Annotated in this window: 10 protein-coding genes; 4 read left to right on the top strand and 6 right to left on the bottom strand. The window is 43.0% G+C overall.

Annotated features, from left to right (window positions below):
* Nucleotides 1-136: 136 nt before the first annotated feature.
* A complete protein-coding gene (gene cdaA / locus BXY_RS14215; protein ID WP_004299718.1) occupies nt 137-901 on the bottom strand; it encodes a diadenylate cyclase CdaA in 765 nt (254 codons plus the stop codon).
* An 11-nt stretch (nt 902-912) separates the two neighbouring features.
* A complete protein-coding gene (gene folP, locus BXY_RS14210; RefSeq protein ID WP_015532270.1) occupies nt 913-1,779 on the bottom strand; it encodes a dihydropteroate synthase in 867 nt (288 codons plus the stop codon).
* Between the two features lie 117 nt (nt 1,780-1,896).
* On the opposite strand from folP, the gene BXY_RS14205 reads away from it, so the two are divergent.
* The gene (locus tag BXY_RS14205; protein WP_015532269.1) at nt 1,897-3,912 is read left to right on the top strand and encodes a tetratricopeptide repeat-containing sensor histidine kinase; all 2,016 of its coding nucleotides are present in this window, start codon (nt 1,897-1,899) and stop codon (nt 3,910-3,912) included.
* A 77-nt stretch (nt 3,913-3,989) separates the two neighbouring features.
* Entirely contained in the window at nt 3,990-5,285 is a 1,296-nt protein-coding gene (locus BXY_RS14200) for a UDP-N-acetylmuramoyl-tripeptide--D-alanyl-D-alanine ligase (RefSeq protein ID WP_015532268.1), read from the top strand.
* Between the two features lie 138 nt (nt 5,286-5,423).
* On the opposite strand, the gene BXY_RS14195 is transcribed toward BXY_RS14200, so the two are convergent.
* Nucleotides 5,424-5,816 (bottom strand): VanZ family protein, encoded by a 393-nt coding sequence (locus tag BXY_RS14195; protein ID WP_015532267.1) that lies wholly within the window; start codon nt 5,814-5,816, stop codon nt 5,424-5,426.
* A 103-nt stretch (nt 5,817-5,919) separates the two neighbouring features.
* On the opposite strand from BXY_RS14195, the gene BXY_RS14190 reads away from it, so the two are divergent.
* Nucleotides 5,920-7,290 (top strand): sodium-dependent transporter, encoded by a 1,371-nt coding sequence (locus BXY_RS14190; protein ID WP_008642982.1) that lies wholly within the window; start codon nt 5,920-5,922, stop codon nt 7,288-7,290.
* Complete coding sequence (locus BXY_RS14185) at nt 7,290-8,210, top strand: helix-hairpin-helix domain-containing protein (RefSeq protein ID WP_008642981.1); 921 nt, start codon at nt 7,290-7,292, stop codon at nt 8,208-8,210. The genes BXY_RS14190 and BXY_RS14185 overlap by 1 nt, the downstream gene beginning before the upstream one ends.
* 178 nt (nt 8,211-8,388) lie before the next feature.
* Here the strand turns inward: BXY_RS14185 and BXY_RS14180 are convergent, their stop codons facing one another.
* The 3 genes from BXY_RS14180 to BXY_RS14170 are packed head-to-tail and all read right to left on the bottom strand — an operon-like array spanning nt 8,389 to nt 11,905.
* Entirely contained in the window at nt 8,389-9,045 is a 657-nt protein-coding gene (locus BXY_RS14180; RefSeq protein WP_008642980.1) for an ABC transporter ATP-binding protein, read from the bottom strand.
* 8 nt (nt 9,046-9,053) lie between these two features.
* The gene (locus BXY_RS14175; protein WP_208946820.1) at nt 9,054-9,788 is read right to left on the bottom strand and encodes a tRNA threonylcarbamoyladenosine dehydratase; all 735 of its coding nucleotides are present in this window, start codon (nt 9,786-9,788) and stop codon (nt 9,054-9,056) included.
* The gene (locus BXY_RS14170) at nt 9,770-11,905 is read right to left on the bottom strand and encodes a cation:proton antiporter domain-containing protein (RefSeq protein ID WP_008642978.1); all 2,136 of its coding nucleotides are present in this window, start codon (nt 11,903-11,905) and stop codon (nt 9,770-9,772) included. The genes BXY_RS14175 and BXY_RS14170 overlap by 19 nt, the downstream gene beginning before the upstream one ends.
* Between the last annotated feature and the right edge of the window lie 200 nt (nt 11,906-12,105).

The following is a 12,105-nucleotide window of genomic DNA, read 5'->3' as shown; positions in this document are numbered from 1 at the left end:
ATAACCATTAAGTCACAAAAGGATAGTTCATATCTATTGTTATTGCCCTAAAGATAATAAATAAAACACCAATGGTCAAATAATGATAGTCATAAAACGACCATCATTATTTGACCATTGGCCTATCACTATAAAATCAGTTTTCTTTTGTCAGCAGACTTTCCAATTCTTCCGCGTTCAGACGAAGATAAAATTGTCCGCGATAGGCTACGGAGATACCGCCTGTTTCTTCCGAAACAATAATAGCATGAGCATCCGACTGTTGAGAGATTCCCATTGCTGCGCGATGTCGCAAGCCAAGTTCTTTCGGTATATTCAAATCATGGGATACAGGAAGAATACATCCTGCCGCCTTGATACGTTTTTTGCTGATTACCATTGCGCCATCGTGCAACGGACTATTCTTGAAGAATATATTTTCGATTAAACGTTGGTTGATTGCCGCATCAATCAGTTCGCCCGTACGGACAACTTCATCTAAAGGAACGTTATGCTCTATGACAATCAATGCACCGACTTTTTGCTTCCCCATATTCAAACAAGCCATTACCACCGGCATGATATCGTCATGCTTCAACGACTCTTTTTTCGAACCGTTAAAAAGACGGGCCAGTGCGCTGACATGTCGGTGAGACCCCAAAGTCAAGAGGAAACGGCGTATCTCATCCTGAAAAAGAACAATCAACGCGATCACACCCACATTCATCAATGTGTCGAAAATAGAGCCCAACAATTTCATTTCCAGCACTTGCGTCACCACCAGCCAGATCAGGATAAAAACCAAAATTCCGGTGAATACCTTGATGGAGCCGGAAGCTTTCATCAGTTTGTAGGTATAGTACAAAACAAAAGCTACCAGCAGGATATCGATAAAATCTTTTATACCAAACTCAAAAAACATGCACCCTCCTCTTATTTGTCATATCCACTCTCTATTTTTAATTTCTCTGTGATCCGGACAGCTTCCACCGCCTCACGCACATCATGTACACGCAGGATGTGCGCTCCTTTCATTAACGCAACAGTGTCCAATACGGTTGTCCCGTTTAATGAATCTTGCGGGGTTCCTCCCAATAATTTATAAATCATTGATTTCCGCGAAACTCCCACTAAAACGGGAAGTTCGAAGATATGAAACTCTTCCAGATGTGCCAATAGTTCATAATTATGTTCCAGTGTCTTTCCGAATCCGAATCCCGGATCGAGAATGATATCTTTCACTCCCAAGTCGCGAAGTTGCTGCACTTTACGGGCGAAATACAGGAAAACATCTTTTATCAGATTATCATAAGACGGTTCTTTCTGCATATTTTGGGGAGTTCCCTGCATGTGCATCATTATATAAGGTACTCCCAAGTCGGCTACTGTCTGAAACATCCGGTGATCCATTTCACCGGCAGCTATGTCATTAATAATAGCCACTCCATATTCTTTCACACATTCTTCCGCCACATCAGCCCGGAAAGTATCAACGGAAATAATGGCTTCGGGATGATTACGATTCAAAATTTCCAAACCGGTGCGCAGTCTTCGCATCTCTTCTTCAGCAGAAATATGTTCGGCATTCGGTCGTGAAGAATAGGCTCCTATATCAATTATTGAAGCACCTTCATCAAGTATCTGCCGGGCCCGGGCAGCAATGTCTTCTTCAGTCTGCATCCGGCTGCCGGAATAAAAAGAATCGGGAGTAACATTTAAAATTCCCATCACCTGCGGAGTAGCAAGATCAAGCAACCGCCCTTTTACATTTATACAAATAGGAGATATAGGTTTCATCATTGACAACATTCCTTTTAGATCGCCTACAAATGTAGATAAAAAAAGCAAGTATTCGTACTAAAAAGAAGAAATAAACGTATATTTGCAAACTATAGAAGAACCCGAAAAATTCATACCATGAGCCGATTAACCCTATTTCGCGTAGGATTTCTTTTCCTCATTTTGTTCTTTACCACTACTGCTAAAGCTCAAAAAGAGGCTGAAACTTTCAATGTTGACTCTACTCTCTATGAATATTATCAACGTTGTCAAGAATACTTGTTAGAGCCTGTTGTACTTAATATGTCCGACACTTTATTCCGAATGGCCGGCGAACGGCAGGACGAACGAATGCAGGCAGTAGCCATAGCCACTCAACTGGATTATTATTATTTCCAAGGAACCAATGAAGACAGCGTAATCCACTATACCAACAAAGTAAAAGAATTCGCCAAGGCCACTCATCAGCCTAAATACTATTACTTCGCATGGGCTAATAGATTAATTACCTATTACCTAAAAACAAGCAGAACAAACATAGCACTTTATGAAGTGCAAAACATGTTAAAAGAAGCTCAAGAAGAGGATGATAAGACCGGCCTCTCCCGTTGCTATAACATCATGTCGCAAATCTACACCATCAAAAGATTCGATTCGATGGCGTTCGAGTGGCGATTGAAAGAAATCGAGCTGACTGAAAAATACAAGATCGAAAACTACAACATCTCCCAGACTTATGCCCAGATAGCCAACTATTACATCAACCAGAAAAAGCAAAAAGAAGCATTGGCTGCTGTGGAAAAAGCCATTGCGACTGCCAATTCCTCTACGCAACAAATATCTGCCAAGTTGGAATTTGTAAACTATTACAGCAAGTTCGGCGACTTTCAAGCTGCCGAAAAATTATTGAAGGAGTGTCAGGCAGCGTTTGAACAGGACAAAAGACTGGAGTCTATCAAAAAGAGACTGTATAATATAGAATGTTTATACTACCAGCAGACCAAACAATATCAGAAAGCGCTGGAAGCCGCAAAGATGCAGGAAAAAGAAGAACGTCGTTTAAGCGAAAGCATACTTAGCAGCAGCCATTATCGCACACAAGGAGAAATCTACCAAAAGATGGGGAATATGAACCTGGCGGTCAAATATCTGCAAATGTACATCAACACGGATGACTCTTTGAAAATAGCCAATGAGCAAGTGGCCAGCAGCGAATTCGCCACCTTATTAAATGTAGAAAAACTCAATGCCGAAAAGAAAGAACTCATGCTTCAGGCACAAGAGAAGGAGTTGCATAATAAAACAACCTTGATTATTTCATTGATTATTTTATTAGGTATCTTATTCATATTCCTTTATAGAGAAAACTTCCTGAAACGCAAACTGAAAGTTTCGGAAGCCGAACTTAAAACAAGGAATGAAGAGCTTATGGTATCGAGGGAAGAATTGCGTAAAGCCAAAGATATAGCGGAGGCAAGCAGCCGGATGAAAACAACATTTATCCAGAGCATGACGCACGAAATCCGCACACCGCTCAACTCTATCGTAGGCTTCTCGCAGGTATTAAGCGATCATTACAGCAATAGTCCGGAAACACAGGAGTTTGTCAATATCATCAAAAGCAACAGTAACGACTTGCTTCGACTGGTGACTGATGTGCTCACGCTGTCCGAACTGGATCAATACGAACAACTGCCCACTGACCCCGAAACAGACCTTCATGCGATCTGTCAACTTGCATCTGAAGTTGCCAAAGATAACACGCAGAAAGATGTAGAAGTTTTATTCGAACCTGAAAGAGAAAGCCTGCTCATACGCAGTAATTCGGAACGTATATCACAAGTATTGAACAACCTGGCACATAATGCCGCTAAATTTACGACTCATGGCAGTATTCGCATCGCTTATTCCGTATTGGAAGCTGAAAAGAAAATTGAAATCAGTGTGACCGATACAGGAACAGGCATCCCGAAAGACCAACAGGAAGCAGTATTTGAACGTTTCTACAAAATGAATTCTTTCACGCAGGGCACCGGGCTCGGACTTCCAATATGCCGGAGTATTGCCGAAAAGTTAGGAGGTAGTCTCCGAATCGACACTTCTTATACAGAAGGATGCCGGATGATCCTGACTCTTCCTTTGATATACGCCTAAGCAAAAAACTGTCCGAACTCCCATCAAATCCGAAAGAATAGCCTATCTTTGCAACGTTTTAAATAAAAGATCAGGTTATGAAACTTTCTGCTCTTTACCAGATTTTTCTGGATTGCCAATCAGTAACTACTGATAGCCGGAACTGCCCGGACGGTTCTTTGTTTATCGCCTTGAAAGGTGAGTCGTTCAACGGTAATGCATTTGCCAAATTAGCGCTGGACTCCGGATGCGCGTTTGCCATTATCGATGAAATACAGTATGCCATAGAAGGCGACCAACGATATATACTTGTAGACGACTGCCTGCAAACCATGCAGCAGCTTGCCAACTATCATCGCCGCCAACTCGGAACGCGAGTGATCGGCATTACGGGCACTAATGGGAAGACAACCACCAAAGAGTTAATTTCCAGCGTTCTCTGCCAAGCCCACAATGTACTCTATACTTTAGGTAATCTCAACAACCACATCGGCGTACCGACTACCCTGCTACGGTTAAAACCGGAACATGACCTTGCCGTCATTGAGATGGGCGCCAACCATCCGGGGGAAATCAAGTTTCTTTGCGAAATAGCCGAACCGGATTATGGTATTATCACTAACGTAGGCAAAGCTCATCTGGAGGGATTCGGTTCTTTCGAAGGAGTTATCAAGACCAAAGGAGAGCTTTATGATTTCCTCCGCAAGAAAGATGCCATCACCTTTATCCATCACGATAACCCCTATTTGATGAATATCTCACAGGGACTGAACCTGATTTCTTATGGAACAGAAGATGATCTCTATGTCAATGGCCGGATTACCGGCAATTCGCCTTATCTTGCTTTCGAATGGAAAGCCGGTAAGGACGGTGAACGCCATCAGGTTCGCACACAGTTGATCGGAGAATATAATTTCCCGAATGCCCTGGCTGCCATCACTATCGGACGTTTCTTCGGAGTGGAAGCAAAGAAGATCGATGAAGCTCTGGCAGAGTATACGCCACAGAACAACCGTTCCCAACTTAAAAAGACGGAAGATAACACGCTTATCATTGACGCATACAACGCAAACCCAACCAGCATGATGGCTGCCTTGCAAAACTTCCAGAACATGACAGTCCCTCACAAGATGCTCATATTAGGAGATATGCGCGAACTAGGTGCTGATAGCCCGGCCGAGCATCAGAAAATCGTTGACTACATCAAAGAAAGTGATTTTGAGAAAGTATGGCTCGTGGGAGAACAGTTTGCCACAAGTGAACATTCTTTTAAAACTTATGCAGATGTGCAGGAAGTTATAAAGGATTTGCAAGAAGATAAACCCAAAGGATATACCATTCTTATTAAAGGTTCCAATGGGATCAAGCTTAGTTCAACGGTAGAATTTCTATAAAACCGGAATGGTAAACTTCAAATGATAAATAATAAACGGTGAATAATGGTTGACTATATCATATCCATTATTCACCGTTTATTATTTGCCATCGTTCACGGCTTATCGTTCACCTTTGTTGTTCATAGGTTGCCTTTACTATTTATTTATTTTCATCCTCGGCCGTACGACATAATAGGCCACTAAACTAGCCAGAATCGCCCCTGTTGTATTGGCCGCAAAATCCAACCAGTCACCACCCCGGTAAGTAGTACAGTATTCCTGCAGCAACTCCACACAACCGCTGAAAAGCACCGGACAAAGGAATGCCCCTACCCACGCATGCCACATGGGAGCATGATCCCTGCGATGTGCACGCAAAAACTCCAGCCACAACATCCCCGACATACCGAAATACATACAAACATGAACCAGTTTGTCTAAATTGGGAATTTCATTCAAATCCGTCTTAGGCGGTTTAAAGAACGACAGATAAATCACTGTCAAAATGATAAAAAGCGAGATAGGATATTTCTTAATATAAGATAGCATATCTAAATAATATTACAATTTTCGTGCAAATATAAGTATCATTTTCTATATTTGCACTTTAACTCGCATATTTTATAACGATTTGTAAGATAAAACAAGATTTATGGCAAAAATTGATAGAGCGAACTTCGGCAGCAAATTAGGGGTCATACTCGCTTCTGCCGGCTCTGCAGTTGGGTTGGGTAATATATGGAGGTTTCCATACGAAACAGGAAATCATGGAGGTGCCGCTTTTATACTGATCTATTTAGGTTGTATCTTTCTCTTGGGATTGCCTATTATGATTGCCGAGTTCCTGATAGGACGCCGATCAAGAGCCAACACTGCAAGAGCGTATCAAACATTAGCTCCGGGAACGCATTGGCGTTGGGTAGGACGCATGGGAGTATTAGCAGGTTTCCTGATACTTAGTTATTATGCAGTAGTAGCAGGGTGGACACTTGAATATATTCTTGAGGCTGCCACCAATGGCTTTGCCGGAAAAAACTCCGGAGAGTTTATCTCTTCTTTCCAACAATTCTCCAGTAGCCCATGGCGACCGGTCGTATGGCTGGTAGCATTTTTATTGATTACTCATTTCATTATCGTGAAAGGAGTAGAAAAAGGGATTGAAAAGTCTTCGAAGATCATGATGCCTACCTTGTTTATCATTATCCTCATACTGGTAGTTTGTTCGGTCACTCTACCGGGAGCTGGTGCGGGTATTGAATTCCTGCTCAAACCCGACTTTAGCAAAGTGGACGGAAATGTGTTTTTAAGTGCTATGGGACAGGCTTTCTTCTCTTTGAGTCTGGGTATGGGATGCCTTTGCACCTACGCCTCTTATTTCAGTAAAGAAACCAACCTGACTAAAACAGCTTTCAGTGTAGGAATCATTGATACTTTTGTGGCAATACTAGCCGGATTTATCATCTTCCCGGCAGCCTTTTCGGTTGGCATACAACCGGATTCAGGTCCCAGTCTGATCTTTATCACGCTGCCTAATGTATTCCAACAGGCATTTGGCGGAGTTCCCGTACTAGCATACATATTCTCTGTAATGTTCTACGCATTGTTGGCGATGGCTGCTTTAACTTCTACCATTTCTTTGCATGAAGTAGTAACCGCTTATCTTCACGAGGAGTTTAATCTTTCCCGTGGAAAAGCAGCAAGGTTAGTCACCGGCGGTTGTGTCTTCCTCGGAATATTCTGTTCATTATCATTGGGAGTCATGAAAGGATTCACCGTTTTCGGACTGGGAATGTTCGATCTCTTCGACTTTGTAACAGCTAAAATCATGTTACCACTTGGCGGACTGTGTATCTCCCTCTTTACCGGATGGTATCTGGATAAAAAGATTGTATGGTCAGAGATTACCAATGACGGCTCGTTAAAGATACCGGTATACAAGCTTATCATCTTTATATTAAAATATATCGCACCAATCGCCATCTCACTGATATTTATCAATGAACTTGGGCTAATCAAGCTATAATGTGGAAAAACTTCCTTTATTATACTAAAACCGAACGACAAGGCATTATCGTCCTTGTCGTTCTTATTTTAGGAGTATATGCAGCTCCTGAACTCTTTACCTTTTGCACTCGTACCGAAGATACCGACTGCACAGAGAATGAGAAAGCCGATCAAGAATATAATGACTTTATTTCCTCTCTCCGGGAAACAAAACCTCACCCAAAGTCCGGTCATTCTTTTCCATCAACCCCTCAAAGGGAAATCAAGCTTACGATGTTCGATCCGAACACCGCGGACTCTACTACTTTCCTTTCACTCGGATTACCGTCGTGGATGATAAAGAATATCCTGCACTATCGCCATAAACAAGGCAAATTCCGCCATCCGGAGGATTTTCGGAAGATATACGGACTCACAGAAGAACAATACCAGACTCTTCATCCTTATATCCAAATTACAGAAGATTTCAGTTCGAAAGATAAAGATACAACACGGTTATTAACCGTACAAAGCATACAACGGGACACACTTGTGAAATACCTCCCGGGAACTGTCGTCAGCCTCAACTCTGCTGATACCACCGAACTTAAAAAGATTCCGGGAGTCGGAAGCAATATTGCCCGGATGATCGTAAATTACCGCGAACGGCTGGGGGGCTTTTGCCGGATAGAGCAGTTACAGGAGATTCATCTAAAAGTAGAAAGACTCCGCCCGTGGTTTTCTATTGACACCCATCAGATACACCGTATCAATTTAAACAAAGCCGGTATGGAACGAATGATGCGTCATCCATATATAAACTACTATCAAGCGAAGGTCATCATAGAATATCGGAAAAAGAAAGGAATCTTAAAAAGTCTGAAGCAATTATCCCTTTATGAGGAGTTCACTCCTATTGATCTTGAACGGATCGAGCCCTACATTTGTTATAATAAATAAAAAAAGATGCATTCCTATCACACCAGACAAGAATGCATCACACACAAACAAAACAAACACTCTACTATCATCTTCACAGACTTCCGTAGAGAAGCGACTATAAATATATAGCTAAAAGATAGAACACTTGCAAGGCTCTACCTTTTTGGTATACATTTTTAGAAGTTAGGTTCTCTAATTAATATTTTTTAATCATACCATCCACCATATGGACTGTCCGGTCCGTAATTTTGGCAAGTCCCTCGTCATGCGTCACTATGACAAAAGTCTGCCCCAGACGGTCCCTCAAATCGAAGAACAGTTGATGTAAATCTTCTTTATTATGTGTATCCAGACTACCGGATGGTTCGTCTGCCAGAATAACTGCCGGGTCGTTAATCAAAGCCCGCGCTACCGCTACCCGTTGTTTCTCACCTCCCGACAGTTCATTCGGTTTATGAGAAGCCCGGTCAACCAGCCCCATGAAATCCAGAATCTTCGTGGCACGGTCATTTGCCTCTTTGGAAGAAACGCCTGCAATAAGGCCGGGAATCATCACATTTTCCAATGCCGTAAACTCCGGCAACAGTTGATGAAACTGGAAAACAAAACCGATATTCTTATTACGGAACGCAGATAGTTCTTTCTCTTTCATCCGGCTTACTACTGTTCCGTCAATCTGCACCGTACCCGCGTCCGGTTCATCGAGAGTGCCCATGATTTGCAACAAAGTCGTTTTACCGGCACCGCTCGGGCCTACGATACTGACAATTTCTCCTTTATTGATTTCCAGATCAATGCCTTTCAACACCTGTAATGAGCCGAAACTCTTCGTTATACCTTCTAGTTTTATCATAATAGCCTTTATAATCGTTTAATGACATATTCAGCCAGATAGCACCCAAACACGGCCGGCATATAACTGACTGTTCCACACGTCGATTTCTTATTCTGTTCATCATCCGTCAGCAACACGGCTTTCGGATCGGCTTGTTCCGTACTGAACACTACCGGAAGTTTCCGTTTCATTCCCATCTTCTGCAAGCGTTTCCGTACCGCCTTGCTCAAACCGCAATGATACGTCTCCCAAAGATTGGCAAAACGAACTTGGGTGATGTCACTCTTCGCTCCTGCTCCCATACTGGAAACAATCTTTATACGACGTTTCATCGCCTCATAAATCAGAAAGCATTTCGGACTGATTGTATCAATAGCATCTACTATAAAATCATATTGATTGGCATCCAGCAGTTCCGGTATATTCTCATCTTTCAGGTAGACGGGCAGAACGGTCAATTCGATATCCGGATTTATATCTTTATAACGGGCAGCCAATACTTCCGCTTTCGACATTCCCAGTGTGGAATGCATGGCCGGCAACTGACGATTCATATTGGTAGGCTGCACTGTATCGGCATCTACAATCGTCATCCGTCCGACTCCTGCGCGGCAGATCATCTCGGCGGCGTAAGCCCCCACTCCACCCAATCCCACGACCAATACGTGCGCGTTCCGGATGCGTTCCATCTTTTCCTCTCCTAACAGGAGTGCTGTTCTCTGTTGCCAGTCGTATTTTTCCATCAGTTTTTCTTTAACCATTTATAGAACCATTTACCCACTTTCTCATAATGTTGAGATTCATTATGTCCGCGCGGATCAGAGAATGACACAATTTCCTGCGGTTCTCCAAACTGATCGGGATAGATGATAATCAAACTATTATTAGAGAAATATTTTCCCAGTTGCGCCGGCAGACGTTCAAAAGAGGTATCGTAAGAGATAGACCCGCGACGGGCAGAAACAACCACCAGCAAGTGGTCATAATTCACCTGTCCCGTCAATAACAGGAGATCTTCCCACTCTTCCAGGATGGAAAATTCTGTCGGGGTACCTGCATGTCTTTTCTTCACCAGTTGCTGAAGGCGCATCAATGTACGCTCATTAGCAAAGAAATGCACCCGACAGCCGAGGATACTTCCCATACGGCAGAAATGTTCCACCCACTTTGAGAAACCCGATTCATATTCAGCCTTTGGCGGAACGGCAATATTAATTCGGCGCAGGGTGTTAACCGGCATCAGGAATTTGGCAATCATCACTTCACGATGCGTACCTTTCAATAGGCTTTCAGCCAGATGTCCGAAGAAAGAGTCGACAATATTGGCCTTCCGGTGCAGACCGATCACAACATCTGTAGCTTCATATTCTTTGATCGTATGGATAATCCCCGAAGCAATATTCAAATCATAACGGCTCACCATCGTGACAGGCACATCGGCGGCAGCAGCAATCATGGCAGCCTTCTCCAAATTCCGTTTACCCTGCTGCTCTTTCTTCTCCGAACTGTTATTATCATTAATCACATTCAATGCAACCAATGCATTCTTCTGCTTGGCATCCTTTATCACCAAAGCCAGATTAACCAAATCTTCAATCGTCTCCGGATTAGCGACCGGAATCAGGATCTGCTCCTTATTTATCTGTTTAGCTTCTTCTTCCGCTTGCACATTTTCATCCAGAGCGAAACGGCGGGCCGAACGTTCGGTCACCAAAGAACTGATGACGCAAGTGAAAAGTATCATCACTACCGTACCGTTCAATACATCATCATTCAACAAGCGTTCTCCATTCTCCATAATAATTTCGTGGCCGATCAGTACTGCTGCCAGTGTAGCCGCAGCCTGCGCATTACTCAAGCCGAATATCATGCTCCGTTCATTCGACTGCATCCGATAGATCTTTTGTGTGATCCAGGCAGCCAGCCATTTACTAAAGGTTGCCACCACTGTCATCACAATAGCCACTTTCAATGCTTCACCTCCGGTAAACAGGCTTCTTACATCAATAATCATTCCGACACCAATCAGAAAATAGGGAATAAACAGTGCATTTCCCACAAATTCCAACCGGTTCATCAAAGGAGATACATGAGGAATCAGGCGATTCAATACCAAGCCCGCCAGGAAAGCTCCTAAGATTCCTTCCATTCCTACAAATTCCATCAATCCTCCTCCGAGGAAAACCATCGCCAGCACAAATACAAACTGCATCACGCTGTCATCGTACTTCCGGAAGAACCAGCGTCCGATACGGGGGAAAAAGAACACAATCAGAAATCCGAGGAAAGCCACTTTTGCCACAAGAAATACCCAGAACCAGCCATCGACAGTTCCCTTAAACATGCCTCCTATGACAGCAAGAATAATCAAAGCAAGGGTGACGGTGACAGCAGTACCACCAATGGTGATATTGACACTGCGCAAACGAGACAGTCCGTAACGACTAATAATAGGATAAGCAATTAAGGTGTGAGAAGCATACATACTTGCCAACAATACCGCCGTAAGAAAACCATATCCCAGCATACTCATACTACTCCATATTCCCAACACCATAGGAATCAGAAAGGTAAGCCAGCCGAACACGAAACTTTTCGTCCGGTTCTTCTTAAAGTCCTCCATATCCATCTCAAGACCGGCAAGGAACATGATATAATAGAGCCCTACTTTGCCGAACAGTTCGAAACTACTGTCTCGGTCGAGTACATGAAAGCCGTGTTCGCCAATCAAGACACCCGCCAGAATCATGCCTATAATATGAGGTATATGAAGACGTCCGAGGATCATCGGAGCAAAGAGAATGATAATCAATACCAAAAAGAATACCCAAGTCGGGTCGGTAATCGGTAAGGTTAAATTAAAATCAAACAGGTTCATAGGCTGTGGCTTTAGGAATTCAATGCAAAGGAACAAAAAAGTTTGCAGAATCACAATGAATGTCCAGACGTATTATTCAGTAGTCAATTACTCACCTTACTACTTCTTTTCCCCCGCTTACCTATCAAGATCTATTTCATTAGGCACTTTTATTTCGTTCTACTATAGTGTCTCTTGCGTATGACTATAGTTATACGCAA

The sequence above is a fragment of the Bacteroides xylanisolvens XB1A genome (assembly GCF_000210075.1).
GTDB classification, from domain to species: Bacteria; Bacteroidota; Bacteroidia; order Bacteroidales; family Bacteroidaceae; genus Bacteroides; species Bacteroides xylanisolvens.
Note: the sequence above shows the minus strand (reverse complement) of the source record. Positions and strands in the feature narration are given on the sequence as shown.